We start from the raw sequence: 17181 nt of genomic DNA, 5'->3' as shown, positions 1-17181 counted from the left end.
GCCCTAGCCGAGGCTGCGCAGGGCCGGGGCGAGTTCACGCCACTGCCGGCGGGGCAGACCACGGCGGTCCGGGTCGAGGACCTGAACGCATACGTGGTCGGCGCCGGCATCGAGATGCTCGGTGATCCGGGCAAGCAGGACGTCGGGATCACCCCACGGCACGATCGTGTCGACAAGCCGGTCTGAGCCGGCACCGGTGAGGTCGTCGTCGGTGAAGCCGAAGCGGCGCAGGTTGTTCGTGTAGTTCGGTAGCCGCAGGTACGAACCAGTGTGCCGCCGGGCCAGCTCCCGCGCGGTCTCGGGGTTCGTGTCGAGGACGAACGCCTGCTCCGGGACGAGCAGCTTGCCCGGCCCCAGGATCTCCCGCGCGCCGGCCGTGTGCTCCGGCGGCACGAAGTAGGTGTGCGCGCCGTCCGCCCGGACCCGCGCCAGCTCCAGCATCTTCGGGCCGAGCGCGGCCAGGACCCGCGTCGACGATGTCGGTGGCACCGCCCGGTACTGCTCCGCAGCGGCCCGGTCCATCTCGTCGAGGTAGGCCCGTAGCTGCGACAACGGCTTGGTGTAGGGAACGCCGCGGATCTCCATCAGGGACGCGTGTGACACGCCGATGCCGAGCAGGAAACGGTCCCCGAACGCCTCGGCAAGCGTCATGTGGCCGGCCATCATCGTCTGGGGATGTCGGGCGAGAATCTGCGCGATCCCGGTGGCGACCGTGAGCCGGGATGTCGCCGCGAGCATCAGGGCCGCGGTCACCAGGACCTCCCTGCCCTTGACCTCACCCGTCCAGATCGCGGGATAGCCCAGCTCATCGAGTTCGGCGACGGCCGCCTGGACAACCGAGGCCGGGGAGAAGTCGAACTGGCCGCTCCAGATCCCGACCCGGCCGAGGTCGCGGCGGACGGGCGGGCGCACGGCGCCGGCACCCGCGCCGGCATCGACGCTCGCGCCGGCATCGACACCCGCGCCGGCGGTGGCATCGGTGGCTGTGGCGGTGTCCGCGACGGTCGCGGATGAGGGGGCAGCTGTCACTGCACCACGCTATCCGGGTGCGTCAACCACGGCGGGTACCCGCAGCCCGTGTCCGGGTTGCTCGCCACCATGGGACGACTATCGTCAGCTCCGCGGCGAACGGTCCCGCTTACCCGCGGCGGCCGGCTGCCCCAACCGGCGGCTGCGACCGACGATCTCGGGGACGGCCACGTATGACCGGAGGACACGATGTCCGTGCCTGACACGAAGCCTGTGCCCGATCCGGAGTCCGTGCCCGATCCGGAGTCCGCTCCCGGTACAGACCGGCCGAACAGCGTCGTCCCGCCCGTCCCGCGCGATCCACATGACGCGCGGGATGCCGACCCGGGGCTGGTACGGCTGCTCACGCCCGAGGGCGAGCGGCGCCCCGACCCGACCTACGATCCCTACCTCGCGGACCTCACCGACGCCGACCTGTACGGGCTCCTGCGCGACATGGTGATCGCGCGCCGCCTCGACGACGAGGCAACGGCTCTCCAGCGTCAGGGCGAACTCGGCCTGTGGGCCAGCCTGCGTGGTCAGGAGGCGGCCCAGGTCGGCTCGGCCAGGGCACTGCGCGACGACGACATGGTCTTCCCGTCCTACCGCGAACACGCGGTGGCCTGGTGCCGCGGGGTCGACCCGCTCGACGTCCTCGGCCTGTTCCGCGGGGTCACCCACGGCGGATGGGACGCGGACAAGCACGGATTCCAGTGCTATGCGATCGTCGTCGGCTCGCAGGCCCTGCACGCCACCGGCTATGCGATGGCCGTCTCCCGCGAGCATGCCGCTGGCCCCGCTGGCCCCGCTGGCACTGGCAGCACTGGCAGCACTGGCAGCACCGGCAGCACCGGCAGCACCGGCACCAGCAGCAGCAACGGCCAGAGCCGGAACCAGGACCAGGACCAGGACATGTCAGCGACGCTGGTCTACTTCGGTGACGGGGCGTCCAGCCAGGGGGACGTCAACGAGGCGCTCAACTGGGCGGGTGTCTTTGCAGCTCCGGTGGTGTTCTTCTGCCAGAACAACCAGTGGGCGATCTCCGAACCGGCCCGACGGCAGAGCCTGGCGCCGATCTACCGGCGAGCGTCCGGGTTCGGTATCCGGGGCGTCCAGGTTGACGGCAACGACGTGCTGGCGACGTTCGCGGTGACCCGCTGGGCGCTGGACTCGGCCCGCCGGGGACATCCGACACTGGTTGAGGCGGTGACATACCGGATGGGCGCGCACACCACCGCTGACGATCCATCCCGGTACCGTCACGCAGCGGAGCTGGCGCACTGGGGCCAGCGGGACCCGGTGGCACGGATGACCACCTACCTACGCGGCTGCGGGCTTCTGGACGACGCTGGCGCCGCCGCTCTCGACGCCGAGGCCGACGCCCTCGCGGCGACGGTGCGCAGCCGGTGCGTGCGGCTGCCCGACCCGTCCCCGCAGAGCCTTTTCGATCACGTGTACGTGGACGAACCCGAGACCCTGAGCGCCGCGCGGGACGCCTGTCTGGAGCTCGAACTGGCACCGGCAACGCTCGAACCGCGAAAGGCGAACTGACGGTGCGCTCGACGCTGACGCTGGCCAAGGCTCTCAATACCGGACTGCGCACGGCCATGGCCGCCGATGAGAAGGTCGTGGTGATGGGTGAGGACGTCGGCAGGCTCGGCGGCGTCTTCCGGATCACCGAGGGGCTGCTCGCCGACTTCGGCGAGGCGCGCGTCATCGACACACCGCTGGCCGAGTCCGCGATCATCGGAACCGCGATCGGGATGGCCATGCGTGGGCTCCGGCCGGTATGCGAAATCCAGTTCGACGGCTTCGTCTACCCGGCCTTCGACCAGATCGTCACCCAGCTGGCGAAAATCCACTACCGGACCCGGGGACGGGTCCGGTTGCCGGTGACGGTCCGCATCCCGTTCGGTGGTGGCATCGGCGCTGTCGAGCACCACAGCGAGTCACCGGAAGCCTACTTCTGCCATACCGCCGGCCTCAAGGTCGTCGCCTGTTCCAGCCCGACCGATGCCCACACGATGATCCGGCAGGCGGTCGCGGCCGACGATCCGGTGATCTTCTTCGAACCCAAGCGCCGGTACTGGGAGAAGGGAGATGTCGAAACCGACGAGCCGCTGACCGGGGCGATCCCGTTGCACACCAGCCGGGTCGTGCGGACCGGCGACGACGCAACACTGGTCGCCTACGGCCCGATGGTACGGACCTGCCTGGACGCGGCCGTGGCAATGGCCGACGAGGGTCGCGAGCTTGAGGTCATCGACCTGCGCACCCTGTCCCCGCTCGACCTGGCCCCGGTGCTCACGTCCGTGCGCCGGACCGGCCGGTGTGTCGTCGTTCACGAGGCGCCGTCGAACGTGTCCCTGTCCGCGGAGATCGCGGCCCGGGTGACCGAGGCCGCGTTCTACTCCTTGGAGGCTCCAGTACTACGCGTCACCGGTTATGACACCCCGTACCCGCCGGCCCGGCTGGAGGACCACTACCTACCGGACGTCGACCGGATCATGGACGCCGTCGACCGTTCCTTCCAGTACTGACCGGTGGGTCCGATGCCGGGCAGCAAGTTGGAGGTCACCCGTGCCACATGAACAGTTCCGCCTCCCCGACCTGGGCGAGGGCCTACCGGACGCCGAAATCGTCCGGTGGCTGGTGGAGGTGGGCGAGCCGGTAGCGGTCAATCAGCCGCTCGTCGAGGTGGAGACCGCCAAGGCCCTGGTGGAGGTGCCCTCACCACTGGCCGGCGTGCTCGCCGTGCGGCACGCCGAACCGGGCGACACCGTCGAGGTGGGACGACCGTTGGTCACCGTCGACGTCCCAGCTTCGAACGACGTACCAGCTTCGAACGGCGTACCAGCACCGAACGGCGCTCATGGACCGGACCAGGGGACGGACCGCCCACCGGACCGCCCACCGGACGGGCGGACACCGGTGCTGGTCGGGTATGGCCCGCGCACATCCGCTGGACCGGCACGGACCCGGCGCCGGACCGCGCCGACCGTCCAGCCCACACCGGTCAAGGCAGACCAGGCCAGAGCAGACCGGGACGGGCCTGTACTCGCGAAGCCACCGGTCCGCAAGCTCGCTCGGGATCTAGGTGTCGACATCTGGCGGGTCACCGGCACCGGACCGCATGGAACGATCAGCCGGGCGGATGTCGAGGCGGCCCGCACCTCCGCCCACGACGAGCGGGGCGCCCGGGTCCGCCGGGTGCCGGTGACCGGCGTCCGGCGCGCGACCGCGGCGGCCATGGTGACCAGCGCGTTCACCGCGCCGCAGGTCACCGAGTTCGTCAGTGTCGACGTCACCGAGACGATGGCCGCGCGTGACCGGATCGCCGCGCTGCCCGAGTTCGCGGGTGTGAAGGTGACCGCGCTGTTGTTCGTCGCGAAGGCGCTGCTGACCGCCGTCCAGCGTCATCCGATGATCAATTCTTGCTGGGAGGAAGCGTCCGGCGACGAGCCTGCGCAGATCGTCATCCATGAGACCGTCAACCTCGGGATCGCGGTGGCTTCACCCCGCGGGCTCGTCGTGCCGAATATTCCGGCTGCGCAGGAGATGGGACTGGTCGCGCTCGGACACGCCCTGCACGAGCTGACCGCGGCAGCCCGGACCGGGACAGTCACACCAGGCGCACTACGCGGCGGGACCATCACCATTACCAATATCGGCGTGTTCGGCATTGACACCGGAACACCCATCCTCAATCCGCCGGAGGCGGCAATCCTCGCCCTCGGCGCGATCCGCCCGATGCCGTGGGTGCATGACGGGAACCTTGCTGTCCGGACGGTGGCGCAGCTCGCCCTGACCTTCGACCACCGGATCGTCGATGGCGAGCTCGGCGCAAAGGTGCTCGCGGATGTCGCCAGAATGCTCGCCGACCCGGCCGTGGCCCTCGCCTGGAACTGATCCAATTCCTTGATCGGCCCTGTTCCGAATAGCCGGACCGGGCCCATCCATGCTTGCTCTGAGTGACGATGGCGAGGGCGCGGCGAGCAACGCACAGGAGCAGGCAAGACCGGACACAACGGACCAACCTGGAACCTCAACCAGGGCAAAGAGCACGGGATGGGGCGGACAACGGAGGAAGGAGCTCGCCTGGTACGGTTGCGCCTTGCTTACGGCTTCCGGCACAGCTTCCGTACAAAGGGGTGAAACGCATGACGCGCGTGGAGGCACTACAGGCCGCCGACGAATTCGTCGCCAAGGTCCTGACCTCCGCAGGCTCCAGCGGCCGTTTCAACGGCGCTCTCAACCTCGCTGAACGGGTCGATCTGACCCTGCGGGTAGCGAGGTTCCTCCTGGAGGGGCAGGGCACGTCCGAGGCAGACGACCTGCTCAAGCGGGATATGCGCAATGAGCTGGACCAGGCTTTCCCGCCGCTGCGCACATCATGAAACGACCGGTGGTTCGCGGCTCGCCCCGCCCTACCACAACACCTGGCACGTCCTACTGACGCGTCACCGCCGGGCGCGCGATCGTAGCTCCAGCTCGCGCGCCCGGCGGCCACCCGCTCCGGATCTGACGGGCGTCAGGTGCCAACCTGCGTCAGAACGCGTCCTCGGGCAGGTCCATCAGATCAAGGTCGGTTGCCTGCAGAACACCGAGTCGGGTTGACAGCTCGGGCAGCACGTTCGCGACAAACCAACGGGCCGTGGCCACTTTGCCCTCGTAGAAGGCCCGGTCCCTGGCTGGCACGGCCCTGGCTGGTGCCGATCCCGTGAATGCTCCGAGGACTGCGGCCTCCGGGCCCGCGATCTGACGATCGTCGCGCGCCCTTTGGCCCGCTAGCGCGTCCGTCGCGACCTCGGCCTGGCGTAGCAGCAACCAGCCGATGACGAGGTCGCCGACACTCATCAGAAGCCGCGTGGTGTTCAGACCGACCTTGTACACCTGCCGGGTATCCGTCGCGGCGTCGGTGAAAAAGCCGACCAGCACACCGACCATGGATGTCACGTTTTCCAGCGCGGCGCCCAGGATCTCCCGTTCCCGGCGTAGCGAACCGTCCCCCGCGCCGTCCTTGGCGAAGGTCTGGATCTCGGCGAACAGCGCGGTGAGCGCCTGACTGTGATCTCGCACGATCTTCCGGAAGAAGAAGTCCTGGCCCTGGATGGACGTGGTGCCCTCGTACAAGGTGTCAATCTTGGCGTCGCGGATGTACTGCTCGATCGGATAGTCCTGCAGGTAGCCCGAGCCACCGAAAACCTGCAGGGACGTCGCCAGCAGCTCATAGGATCGCTCGGAACCGACGCCCTTGACTATCGGCAGCAGCAGGTCGTTGAGCCGTTCGGCGAGATCGTCTACTGTTCCCGCGACGTTGGCCGCGGCGACCCGGTCCTGAACGGTGGCGGTGTAGAGGACGAGCGCCCGCATGCCTTCCGTATACGCCTTCTGCACCATCAGCATCCGCCGGACGTCCGGGTGATGGATGATCGTGACGCGGGGCGCGGCCTTGTCCGTCGACCGGGTCAGATCGGCGCCCTGGACCCGGGTCCGCGCGAACGCCAGAGCGTTGAGGTAGCCGGTGGACAGCGTCGCGATGGCCTTGGTACCCACCATCATCCGGGCATATTCGATGATCTCGAACATCTGGGCGATGCCGTCGTGGACGTCCCCGACAAGCCAGCCGACCGCTGGGTTCTTCTCGCCGAACCGCAGTTCGCAGGTGGCGGAGACCTTCAGGCCCATCTTCTTCTCGACGCCGGTGACGTAGACGCCGTTTCGCTCGCCGGGTTCGCCAGTCGCCGGATCCACCAGGAACTTCGGAACCAGGAACATGGACAGGCCCTTGGTGCCGGGGCCGTTTCCCTCCGGCCGGGCAAGGGTGAGGTGGAAGATGTTCTCCGGAACGTCCCAGTCACCCGAGGTGATGAAACGCTTCACGCCCTCGATGTGCCAGGTGCCGTCGGCCTGCGCCACCGCCCGGGTGCGGCCCGCCCCCACGTCCGAACCCGCGTCGGGTTCGGTGAGCACCATCGTCGCGCCCCACTGCCGCTCGATCGCCTGGCGGGCGAACTTCTTCTGTGCGGCATTGCCGAGCCGGTCGAGAATCCCGGCGAAGGTCGGACCGCTCATGTACATGAACACCGCCGGGTTGGACCCCAGGATCAGCTCCGAAGCGGCCCAGATGACCGACGGAGGTGCACCCAGACCGCCCAGGTGTGACGGCAGGAACAGCCGCCACCACTCACCGTCCATGAGGTCGGCATAGGACTTCTTGAACGCCGCCGGCAACGTGACCGTGCCGGTCTCCGGGTCGAACACCGGCGGGTTGCGGTCAGCCTCCGAAAAGGACTCGGCGAGCGGACCGGTGGCCAACCTGTCGACCTCGGCGAGCACGTCATGGGCCGTCTGGCGATCCATCTCCGCGAACGGACCATGACCCAGCGTCTGGTCGACACCCAGTACCTCGAACAGGTTGAACTCGATATCGCGGAGGTTGCTCTTGTAGTGCCCCATGGCGGTCTCCCCGGGGAAGTGCCGGCATCGGTTGTCACCGAGGGAACCGGCGTACTCCTACTGGCCAGTAACTAATACCCATGCTACCCGCCGGTAACCATCCTGGGAACAAATACCAGGACAACGAGACAACTGACAATATGCCACCACAATGGCTACGCTCAGTTATATTTCGGCATGATGCGCGCCGCACACAGCATGCGGACAGCGTCTGTCCGAACCGATCACCAGGAGCGCAGGAGCGCAGGAGCGCAGGAGTGCAGGAGTGCAGGAGTTACGAGACATCGCTCCAACGGAAGCTGCCATCATGATCACGCAGGCAGGCGATGGGGCGCCCGTTCGCGTCCTGGAGAAGCTCGTCACCGTCCGTCGCAGCGTTGCACTCGGCACCCGGCGCCGGGACGACCAGCTGCCTCGGCTGCGGACTCGTCACGCCCCACCGCGGCTGGCCCGCAGCGCTCGGCCCGCAATAAAGGAACAGTCCGTTGACGGCCTGCCGCGGGGCAGAATCAACGGCTGGAACACACGGTTCCCCAACGAACACAGCACGCATCCGTTCCGTCGGACCACCGCCGGGCTGCGACGGATCGTCCCGGCCTGTCTCGGGCGGGGTGGTCACGGGCGGGGTGGTCACGGGCGGGGCTGCGGCTAGCGGTGACGGTGCCAAGGGCTGGGACGGTGTCCGTGCCTGCGTGCCGGCGTCGGTCGAGCCACACCCGACCAGCAGCACGGCCAACAGGCCGAGCGCCGCGATGACGGCAGCCGCAAGCCCCACGCCGCTGACCGCCCCGGTGCCCGCGCGAGCCGCGCTACCCGCGGTGTCGCCTCCTCGATGTCCAGCCGCCACACCAACCAGCTTAGGTAGGACTGCCGATACGCGGAGCAACATAGTCCGTGAACACCCGGTTTAGAGCGCCCGGTGGATATTGGTCACCGCCTCAGGCGGCCACCGGGATCCCGCCGTCGACCAGGTCGTCGTCCCGTGGCGCGGTAAGCCCGTCAGGCGTGTGTGGACGCATGGTGTTGGCCGCATCCGAGTCACGCACCGTCAACGCGAACCCCGCGGCGACGACGGCGAGCGCAGCCGCCACCAGGAACGCGCCGTGGTACGCTGCGGCATTTCCCGCAGCCGCGGCCGTGGTTTTTGCGCCGGCCGGCGCGAACAGGGTCAACGCCGTTGTCACCAACCCGACACCGAGCGCCGACGCGAGCTGTCGCTGCATGTTGAACAGGGTGGACGCCTGACCGGTGTCCACCGGCGAAATACGTGCGAACGCGGCCGTCTGGGCGGAAAGAAAGACAAATCCCATCCCGGTGCCGACGAGGAACATCATGGCCCGGATCAGCCATATCGACGTGGCCAGGTCCATCCGCGAGATCGACGCCAGCATGGCTGCCACCAGGAGCAGTCCGAACACCATCAGTCGCCGCGGCCCTATCCGCGGGTAGCCGCGCCCGGCTAGCTGGGACCCGGCCAGCACCCCCAGCGCTTCAGGAAACAGCGCCAGGCCGGCCGTGGTCGCGTTCACGCCACGGGCGTCCTGCAGGAACAGCGGGATCAGGTAGAGCGTGCCGAGGAAGGCCATCGTCGCGAACAGCATCGTGAGGTTGGTCGCCCGGAACAGCCGCTCGCCGAGCAGTCTCAGCGCGAGCAGCGGACGGTCGCGACGACGCTCCCAGATGACCATCAGGACAGTCGCGGCAAGGCCGACGGACCCGGCGACACCGACCTTGGCCGATGCCCAGCCGCTGCCCGGCCCGCTACTGAGCGCATAGAGAATCAGGGCGAATCCCGCCGCCGCGAGCACGAACCCGACCAGGTCGAAGCGGCCGGCAGCGCCAGGCTCGCGGTGTTCGGCCAGAAAGACCAGGCCGAACACGAACACGGCCAACCCGACCGGTAGGTTCACCAGAAACACCCAGTGCCACGACAGGTGGTCGGTGAGGATGCCACCGAGCACCGGACCGGCCGCCGGCGCGATCACAGTGGGAACGATGACCACACGTGCGGCCCGCACCCGCTGCTCGGGCGGGAAAACCCGGAACAGCATGGCCGTCCCGACCGGCATCAGGATGCCGCCGCCGACTCCCTGTAGCATCCGGAACCCCACCAGGGCATCAAGGCTGGTGGCAGCACCACACAGCGCGGACGCGGCCGTGAACGCCGCCAGCGCCACCAGGAAGACCCGTTTGGTCCCGAACCGGTCACCCAACCATCCGGACGCGGGGATGAAGACGGCGAGACTGACCAGGTAGCCGATCACCACCAGCTCGATCGAACCGGTCGAGGCGCCGAAGTCACGGGCGATCGAGGGCAGGGCCACATTGACGATCGTGACGTCCATGATGCTGATGAACATCGTCGCGGCGAAGACGACCGCGGCCGCGACGCGCTGGTCGAGCGCGGGCGCCGCACGCCGGATCCGAGCAGGGCTCCGGACGGGACTCATAGGCCTCTCCCTAACCATGGGTGACCAACCGCAACGGATCGCAACCTCGGTCGGCTGGGTGGTACTTTATGAGGCTACCTCACTATCCATGTCCCTCAAAATAAAGATGGCTGAACAATGAAGCCGCAAACCGGCGATGAGATCATCGATACTCTGCTGGCAGTCAGTCACCGACTGCGTCATCGCGTGAACGACACCCTTCAGGTCACGGCCGGGCTCACGCTCTCCCGCTTCAAGGTCCTGCAACTCGTCGAGCGGCGCGGACCTTCCCGCCTGCGCGACATCGCCGACGCCACCGACGTCACCGCCCGGACCATGACCGAGACGGTGGACTGGCTCGAAGGCGAGGGGCTGGTCATCCGCACCGCGCATCCGACCGACCGGCGCGCCCTGCTCGTGGCCCTCACCGACGCCGGTCGCGCTCGACTGACCGCCGCGGACCGACACCGGACCGCGGAGGTCGGTGCCATGACCAGACATCTGTCCGCGGCCCAGCGCGAGGAGTTCCTCCAGCTACTGCGATCGGTGCTCGACGCCATCGAGGGCACCGCCGCCGACATCGGGCCGGACGGGCCGGACGGGCCGCCGGAAACCGTCGCCGGAAACGGTTGTAGCTGATCCCCCGCCCAGGGCTGTGGGACAGATCACGATCATCCGAAACGACTGACACGTGTATCAGCGTCCCGTCTGGCATCCCCGCGGCCTACGATCCGGCACATGGTCGCCTGCCCGACATGCGGAAAGGCCAACCCGGAAGAAGCGCGCTTCTGCTTCTCCTGCGGTACGCCGCTGCCCACGTTCGGGATCGGCGCACGCAAGACTGTCACGATCATGTTCTGCGACGTCACCGGCTACACCGCCATCGGCGAACAGCTCGACTCCGAACCGTTGCAGCAGGTCATGTGGCGGTTCTTCAGCGCCGCCCGCGAAGTGATCTCGGCCCACGGGGGCACCGTCGAGAAGTTCATCGGGGACGCGGTGTTCGCCGTCTTCGGCATCCCCGTGCTGCACGAGGACGACGCGTTGCGCGCCGCCCGCGCGGCCTTCGAGATCCGCGCCAGCATGGCCGCGCTCAACGCCGATCTGCAACGGGACTGGGGATTCCGGTTCCGGATCCGCATCGGGATCAACACCGGCGAGGTCACCGTCGGCGGGCCGGGCACCGGCGGCGGCGTGACCGGGGACGCGGTCAACATCGCGTCCCGGCTGGAGGAGGCCGCCGACCCCGACGAGATCCTCATCGCCGACACGACCCTGCGGATGATCCGTTCGGATGTGCGGAGCGAACCGGTCGGACCCCTGGTCGTCCAGGGCAAGAAGGCCCCGCTGCGGGCCCACCGCCTGATCGGCCTGGCGCACCCCGGCATCGGCCCCGGCGCGCGGTTCGCCCCGGACGGCTTCGCCGCACCGGTGATCGGCCGGGACCGGGAACGCCGTCGCCTGGGCGACGTCCTCGAACAGGTGATCGAGGAACGCACCTGCCACCTGTTCACCCTGCTCGGTCCCGCCGGCATCGGAAAATCCCGGATGGTCGGGGAGTTCTGTGAGGCGATGGCGCCGCGGGCGACGGTGCTCACCGGACGCTGCCTGTCCTACGGCGAGGGCATCACCTACTGGCCGCTGATGGAGATGGTCCGCCAGGCGACCGGCATGTCCGCGGACGAGAGCGCGCCCGAGGGCCGGCGCCGCCTGCGCGAGCTGCTGGACGGGGTCGACAACGTCATCGGCGACGCCGCCGCCGTGGTGGACGGGCTGGCGCCGCTGATCGGCCTGGGCGGAGCCGAGGTCGGTGCGCAGGAGAGCTTCTGGGCAGTCCGCACGTTTCTGGCCGCGCTCGCCGAGAAGCGTCCGCTGATCATCTGGTTCGATGACGTGCACTGGGCCGAGCCGACCCTGCTGGATCTGATCGAGCATGTCGCCGACTGGTCCCGGGAGGCGCCGATCCTGCTGTTGTGCCTGGCCAGGCCCGAGCTGCTGGAGGAGCGCCGGACCTGGGGCGGAGGCAAGCTCAACGCCACGTCGATGTTGTTGCAGCCGCTGAGCGAGGAACGTTGCCAGCGACTGATCCGCACGTTGATGGGCTCCAACGACCTCGACCCGGCGCTGGTGTCGAGGATCACCGACTCGGCCGCGGGAAACCCGCTGTTCGTCGAGCAGACGCTTGCGGCCCTGGTCGACGACGGGCTGCTGCGCCGGGAGGGCGACCGGTGGATCGCGACCGGCAACCTCGGTTCGGTCCAGGTTCCACCCACGATCTCCGCGCTGCTCGCCGCCCGTCTCGACCGGCTCAACATGCACGAACGGCGGGTGCTGGAACGCGCTGCCGTGGTCGGTCAACGGTTCTACCTCGACGCCGTGGTCGAGCTGTCCGCCCCGGCCGACCGGGCCGGCGTGGCCGCGCACTGCCAGTCGCTGGTACGCAAGGAACTGGTCCATGCCGACCGCTCAGACCTGCCCGGCGTGGACGCCTTCCGGTTCCTGCACGTCCTGCTGCGCGACTGCGCCTACCAGGCCACGTCCAAACGCCAGCGTGCGCAGCTGCACCAGGGGTTCGCCGCCTGGCTGCAGGCCCGGATGATCGGGCGTCCCGGCGAGCACGACGAGCTGGTCGGTTATCACCTGGAACAGGCCTACCGGTACCGGGTCGAGCTCGGGCTGCGCGACGCCGAGACCGCGCAGCTCGGACGCCACGCCGCGACCTGTCTGATCGAAGCCGCCGACCGGGTCCGCCAGGGCGACGAGACAGGAGCGGCCGGCCTACTCAAACGAGCGATCAAACTTCTGCCTGTCACCGATCCACTACGCATCCGCGCCGAGATCGACCTTGGCTGGGCGCTGCACTCGTTCGGCCGGTTCAGCGACGCCGAACGCATGCTGCGCCAAGCCACCGACCGGGCCGCCCGGATCGGCGACGCCGGTCTGCGGGCGCACGCGCGCCTCGCCCACCTGCGGCTCATGTTCACGACAAGCCCGGAGGGGCTGGTCGCCGAGACCCTCGGTGAGGCCACCCGGGCACTACCGATCTTCATCCGGGACGGGGACGAGGTCGGTGCCGCGCTCGCCTGCCGTGGTCAGGCCGCCGCCCACATGGCGGCCGGCCGCTACGCCCAGGCGGAGCGGGCCATGCAGGCCGCCGTCCGCCATGCCGAGGAGTCCGGCGTGCTGCGTGACGCCCAGACCATGCGCCGTGACCTCGTCCACCTGCTGAGTTTCGCCCCGCGCCCGATCGGCGAATCGGTCGAGCGGGCCACCCGGGCGCTGGCCGGCGTCGGGGACGACCGCGGCCTGCGCCGTTCCCTGCTCGCCCAGCTGGCCCTGCTGTTCACCATGGCGGGGGACCTCGACGCCGCCAGGGACCACCTGAGCCGGGCTGAAGAGATCGTCTGGGACGTCCGGAGCCCCCGCGGAGACCCGCTCTACGGGGGCTTCGTCGTTGCCCGCGTCGCCCTGCTCACCGACGACCTCGACACGGCCGAGCACGAGTTGCGGCGCAGCTGCCGTCGGCTGGCCCGGATGGGCGAGCGTGCGCACCTGGCCACGCGTGCCGCGGCCCTCGCCGACGTCCTGGTCAAACTCGGCCGCCTCGACGAGGCGGCCACCTACGTGTCCCGCTCCCGCGACGCCGCTGCCGGTGACCAGGTCCCCGCCCAGGCCGGCTGGTGCGGGGTACACGCGAAGGTACTGGCGATGCGTGGCCGTGAACGCGAGGTCGAGGCCGTCCGGTTCGCCGAGGCCGCATGCGACCTGGCCGGGCGAACCGACGACTGGGACGGACAGGCGCAGGCGTGGCTGGCCTACGCCGAGGTGCTCCACCGAACCGGCCAGGTCGACGCGGCCGGACCGAAGATCGATGCAGCCATCTCCTGCTACGAGAAGAAAGGCAACATCACCGGAGCCGCCCAGGCCCGCCGACTTTTCGAAGAGCTCTCCGTCCCGGTGTGAGCGGCACCGGTGTGAGTTCTACGTCGAGCGGAGCAGACCGTTGGCGCGGGCCTCTTCCTGGAGGTAGTAGAGCTCCTCCGCCCACAACCGGAACCGCTCCATGGCGTCGAGCTCACGGGCCAGCGCCCGGGCCAGGCGGGGGATGGCGAGGCGCTCAAGGGAACCGCGCAGCCATGGGCGGTCCGCGGTCTCCTCCTCGCTGGCCCGCTCATAGGCCGCCCGATACAGGACGATCTCGGCCTGCGAGATCTCGATCTGCTCGGCCAGCATCCGCATCCGCGCCCGCAGGTGGGCCTCGGTCGGGATGGCGCGCTGGACGGGCCACGGACCGCGGTAGGGACCGCGCAGCGGTGGGCCTGCGGACGGAACACCTGCCGGGCCACCTGCCGGGCCACCTGGCTGGGCACCGCCGGAGCCCGCCGGTTGTGTGGCGGCAGGCCTCGACATACCAGACATGGTGACAGGAAGCCAAGGGCGCCCGGCACTAGGGACGCGGCGGCACTCACCCCGGACGCACGAAACCGTCGCCTGGATGTGAATTTCGCGCGACCGCGGGTAACAGGACTGCGGATGACACAGAAAGATCACAACGGGACTTTCCGTGTTTTCGGGCGAAGCTCGGAGGACGCGATGGCCGGATCCGTAGCAATTGTGCTGGGATTCCCACTGGTACTCATGATCGGCATGTTGGCTATGCACCAGGTGGAACAAATGATCGAGAAAGTACGCCGGCCCCGACTCCGACTGGTCCCGGATCCCGACGACGAGCCCCACGGTGACCTCAGCGGCGGCGGACCGCCCCCGACCCGGCTGCTGCGACTGATCGTGTCGCGCCAGTCCACGAACGCCCGGCCATAGGGGCGTGCGGCCGCCCGGCCATCGGGGCGTGCGGCCGCCCGGCCAGCGGGGCGTGCGGCCGCCCGGCCTCAACGGGTGGTACCACCGGTGGTGGCGGATGCGGTCGCGCCCGACCAGCGTGGCCCCGCGTCGACCTGCAGGCGACCGGTCAGGCCGGTCGAACGCAGCAACGCCATGAACGCCGGGGACGCGCCGCGAACCCGCAGGCTCGAGTGAACGCCTCGCAGCAGCAACTCGGCCCGGAGCAGGGCGGCCATCCCGGCGATGTCGATGGCCCGTAGGCCGGCGACGTCCACGGTCACGGCGGTGCCGCCACGCCCCAGCAGTTCATGGATCTCCTGGCGAAACCGCAGCCGGCCGCGGGTGTCGAGCTCGCCGTCAAGCACGATGACCACATCGCACCCGGAATGGGTCACCGACATCCGCAGATGACCAGCCTCGACCTGCATGTTTCCGCCCCCCGCTACTCCTGCCGACGCTCGTCGTACCGCGCCGCCCGACCCCTGGCCCCGCCCCCCGGCCGGTTGACACCGGGGCGACACCTCCTGGCTTGCGTTGTCCTGGCGACCCGGCAGGTCTCCCGGACCGGAATCGCCAACAGCGTGGTCTCTCCCCGAGTCACGAGATACGTACACCCGATGCAGCGATACTACCGACGGTAACCAAGATTCCGAATTCCGCCGACGCAGAGTCACGGCAGATTCGGGAATCAGTCCTGAACCGGATGGTTTGGATATATCGGCCAGACAGGTCCGGGACTCTCAGCCCGTGCCGGCGGCGCGGAAACGGCGGATGAGGCTGTTGGTGGAGCTGTCGTGGGCCAACTCCAGCGGCCCGTCCGCCGACAGTTCGGGGATGATCCTCTCCGCAAGTACCTTACCGAGCTCCACCCCCCACTGGTCGAAGCTGTTGATGTTCCAGATCGCACCCTGGGTGAAGACCTTGTGCTCGTACAGGGCCACCAGCTGGCCGAGCCGGAAGGGAGTCAACCGGTCGGTGAGAATCGTGTTGGTGGGACGGTTACCAGGAAATGTCCGGTGTGGAATGATTTCGGGGTCCACCCGGTCGGCGGCGAGCTGCTCGGCGGTCCGGCCGAAGGCCAACGCCTCGGTCTGGGCGAAGAAGTTCGCCATCAGCAGGACATGGTGGTCCGCACCGCCTTGGCGCACGTCGTGATTCGCCGTGACAAAACCGATGAAGTCGGCGGGAACCAACGCGGTTCCCTGGTGGATGAGCTGGAAGTAGGCATGCTGGCCGTTGGTACCGGGAGTTCCCCAGACAATCGGGCCGGTGGGGACGGGAACAGCCCGCCCGGCCCGGTCCACCGACTTGCCGTTGCTCTCCATGTCCAGCTGCTGGAGATAGGCGGGAAAGCGGCCGAGATAATGACTGTAAGGCAGCACGGCATGGGTCTGCGCACCGAAGAAGTCCCGATACCACAGGCCGAGCAGACCGAGCAGCACCGGCAGGTTCCGCTCGAACGGAGCGGTCCGGAAGTGGACGTCCATCGCGTGGAATCCAGCGAGCATGTCCCGGAAGTTGTCCGGCCCGATCGCCAGCATCAGGGACAGGCCGATCGCCGAGTCCAGCGAATAGCGCCCGCCCACCCAGTCCCAGAACTCGAACATGTTCGCGCTGTCTATACCGAACTCCGTCACTTTTTCCGTGTTCGTCGAGACTGCCACGAAATGAAACGGAACCGCGTCCGGACCGAGTGCGTCGACCACCCAGGCCCGCGCGGTGCGGGCGTTCGCGAGCGTCTCCAGGGTCGTGAAGGTCTTGGACGACACGACGAACAACGTCTCGGCCGGGTCGAGGTCGGCGGTCGCCTCCCAGATGTCGGTGCCGTCCACATTCGATACGAAACGAAACTGTATCGACCGGTCGGAGTAGTCCACCAGAGCCTCGTATGCCATGGCCGGCCCGAGATCCGAACCTCCGATCCCGATGTTGACGACAGTCCGGATGTGTTTGCCGGTAACTCCGGTCCAGACGCCGGAACGGACCTTGTCCGCGAACACCGACATCCGCTCGAGCACGGCGTGAACCTGGGGAACGACGTTCACGCCGTCCACTTCGACGACGGCATCCGCGGGAGCGCGCAACGCGACATGGAGCACGGCTCTGCGCTCGGTCGTGTTGATCCGCTGTCCCGTGAACATCGCCTCGATCTGCGCGCGCAGTCGCACCCGCTCGGCAAGGGCCGTCAACAAAGCCACCGTCCGGTCGGTGACCCTGTTCTTGGAATAGTCGAGATAGAGCCCGTCGGCTTCCACGGCGAATGTCTCGCCCCGGTTCGGGTCGTCGGCGAACAGGTTGCGCAGGTGGACGTCGGCGATCTCGGCAAAGTGCTTGTCGAGCGCTGCCCATTCCGGCGTTCCCATGATGGGGGACGCGTGCTGGACAGCATCAATGGACGGCTCGATAGGCGACATGATCTTTCGGGACCTCCCAGTCCGATGGC

14 protein-coding genes are annotated in these 17181 nt (G+C 68.6%); 7 read left to right on the top strand and 7 right to left on the bottom strand.

Annotated features, from left to right (window positions below; genetic code table 11):
• Nucleotides 1-3 precede the first annotated feature (3 nt).
• Complete coding sequence (locus tag U9983_RS04720) at nt 4-912, bottom strand: LLM class F420-dependent oxidoreductase (protein WP_322752864.1); 909 nt, start codon at nt 910-912, stop codon at nt 4-6.
• A 306-nt stretch (nt 913-1218) separates the two neighbouring features.
• Between U9983_RS04720 and U9983_RS04715 the strand changes: the two genes are divergently transcribed.
• The 4 genes from U9983_RS04715 (at nt 1219) to U9983_RS04700 (ending at nt 5405) form a co-directional block, all read left to right on the top strand.
• A complete protein-coding gene (locus U9983_RS04715; RefSeq protein WP_322752841.1) occupies nt 1219-2559 on the top strand; it encodes a thiamine pyrophosphate-dependent enzyme in 1341 nt (446 codons plus the stop codon).
• Between the two features lie 2 nt (nt 2560-2561).
• Nucleotides 2562-3548, top strand: coding sequence for an alpha-ketoacid dehydrogenase subunit beta (locus U9983_RS04710; protein ID WP_416211271.1), 987 nt, complete (start codon nt 2562-2564; stop codon nt 3546-3548).
• 40 nt (nt 3549-3588) lie between these two features.
• Nucleotides 3589-4917, top strand: coding sequence for a dihydrolipoamide acetyltransferase family protein (locus U9983_RS04705; protein WP_322752840.1), 1329 nt, complete (start codon nt 3589-3591; stop codon nt 4915-4917).
• Nucleotides 4918-5168: 251 nt separating this feature from the next.
• The gene (locus U9983_RS04700; RefSeq protein ID WP_322750716.1) at nt 5169-5405 is read left to right on the top strand and encodes a hypothetical protein; all 237 of its coding nucleotides are present in this window, start codon (nt 5169-5171) and stop codon (nt 5403-5405) included.
• Nucleotides 5406-5556: 151 nt separating this feature from the next.
• On the opposite strand, the gene U9983_RS04695 is transcribed toward U9983_RS04700, so the two are convergent.
• From U9983_RS04695 to U9983_RS04685, 3 genes are all read right to left on the bottom strand, one after another.
• The gene (locus tag U9983_RS04695; protein WP_322752839.1) at nt 5557-7467 is read right to left on the bottom strand and encodes an acyl-CoA dehydrogenase; all 1911 of its coding nucleotides are present in this window, start codon (nt 7465-7467) and stop codon (nt 5557-5559) included.
• A 274-nt stretch (nt 7468-7741) separates the two neighbouring features.
• Nucleotides 7742-8314, bottom strand: coding sequence for a hypothetical protein (locus U9983_RS04690; RefSeq protein WP_322752838.1), 573 nt, complete (start codon nt 8312-8314; stop codon nt 7742-7744).
• 91 nt (nt 8315-8405) lie between these two features.
• Complete coding sequence (locus tag U9983_RS04685) at nt 8406-9917, bottom strand: DHA2 family efflux MFS transporter permease subunit (RefSeq protein ID WP_322752837.1); 1512 nt, start codon at nt 9915-9917, stop codon at nt 8406-8408.
• A gap of 117 nt (nt 9918-10034) precedes the next feature.
• Here U9983_RS04685 and U9983_RS04680 point away from each other — a divergent pair, with 117 nt between their 5' ends.
• Entirely contained in the window at nt 10035-10535 is a 501-nt protein-coding gene (locus U9983_RS04680; RefSeq protein WP_322752836.1) for a MarR family winged helix-turn-helix transcriptional regulator, read from the top strand.
• A 99-nt stretch (nt 10536-10634) separates the two neighbouring features.
• On the top strand, nt 10635-13859 hold the full coding sequence (locus U9983_RS04675; protein WP_322752835.1) for an AAA family ATPase: 3225 nt from the start codon (nt 10635-10637) through the stop codon (nt 13857-13859).
• 18 nt (nt 13860-13877) lie between these two features.
• Here U9983_RS04675 and U9983_RS04670 read toward each other — a convergent pair whose 3' ends face one another.
• Nucleotides 13878-14306 (bottom strand): hypothetical protein, encoded by a 429-nt coding sequence (locus U9983_RS04670; RefSeq protein ID WP_322752834.1) that lies wholly within the window; start codon nt 14304-14306, stop codon nt 13878-13880.
• A gap of 123 nt (nt 14307-14429) precedes the next feature.
• Between U9983_RS04670 and U9983_RS04665 the strand changes: the two genes are divergently transcribed.
• Complete coding sequence (locus U9983_RS04665; RefSeq protein WP_322752833.1) at nt 14430-14717, top strand: hypothetical protein; 288 nt, start codon at nt 14430-14432, stop codon at nt 14715-14717.
• A 68-nt stretch (nt 14718-14785) separates the two neighbouring features.
• On the opposite strand, the gene U9983_RS04660 is transcribed toward U9983_RS04665, so the two are convergent.
• The gene (locus tag U9983_RS04660; RefSeq protein WP_322752832.1) at nt 14786-15166 is read right to left on the bottom strand and encodes an STAS domain-containing protein; all 381 of its coding nucleotides are present in this window, start codon (nt 15164-15166) and stop codon (nt 14786-14788) included.
• A 312-nt stretch (nt 15167-15478) separates the two neighbouring features.
• Nucleotides 15479-17152 carry a glucose-6-phosphate isomerase gene (gene pgi / locus U9983_RS04655; protein WP_322752831.1) on the bottom strand — a complete coding sequence of 558 codons (1674 nt, stop codon included), beginning with the start codon at nt 17150-17152 and terminating at the stop codon, nt 15479-15481.
• Nucleotides 17153-17181 lie beyond the last annotated feature (29 nt).

Origin of the sequence: Protofrankia sp. Cas3, assembly GCF_963555955.1 — a bacterium.
Classification (GTDB): domain Bacteria; phylum Actinomycetota; class Actinomycetes; order Frankiales; family Frankiaceae; genus Protofrankia.
This window is presented reverse-complemented; position numbering and strand designations above follow the sequence as displayed.

What these genes read in the sequence shown, in the direction of transcription:
- U9983_RS04715 (WP_322752841.1), top strand. Translation starts at nt 1,219, where the DNA reads ATGTCCGTGCCTGACACGAAGCCTGTGCCCGATCCGGAGTCCGTGCCC.
- U9983_RS04700 (WP_322750716.1), top strand. Translation starts at nt 5,169, where the DNA reads ATGACGCGCGTGGAGGCACTACAGGCCGCCGACGAATTCGTCGCCAAG.
- U9983_RS04695 (WP_322752839.1), bottom strand. Translation starts at nt 7,467, where the DNA reads ATGGGGCACTACAAGAGCAACCTCCGCGATATCGAGTTCAACCTGTTC.
- U9983_RS04685 (WP_322752837.1), bottom strand. Translation starts at nt 9,917, where the DNA reads ATGAGTCCCGTCCGGAGCCCTGCTCGGATCCGGCGTGCGGCGCCCGCG.
- U9983_RS04680 (WP_322752836.1), top strand. Translation starts at nt 10,035, where the DNA reads ATGAAGCCGCAAACCGGCGATGAGATCATCGATACTCTGCTGGCAGTC.
- U9983_RS04675 (WP_322752835.1), top strand. Translation starts at nt 10,635, where the DNA reads ATGGTCGCCTGCCCGACATGCGGAAAGGCCAACCCGGAAGAAGCGCGC.
- U9983_RS04670 (WP_322752834.1), bottom strand. Translation starts at nt 14,306, where the DNA reads ATGTCGAGGCCTGCCGCCACACAACCGGCGGGCTCCGGCGGTGCCCAG.
- U9983_RS04665 (WP_322752833.1), top strand. Translation starts at nt 14,430, where the DNA reads ATGACACAGAAAGATCACAACGGGACTTTCCGTGTTTTCGGGCGAAGC.
- U9983_RS04660 (WP_322752832.1), bottom strand. Translation starts at nt 15,166, where the DNA reads ATGCAGGTCGAGGCTGGTCATCTGCGGATGTCGGTGACCCATTCCGGG.
- pgi (WP_322752831.1), bottom strand. Translation starts at nt 17,152, where the DNA reads ATGTCGCCTATCGAGCCGTCCATTGATGCTGTCCAGCACGCGTCCCCC.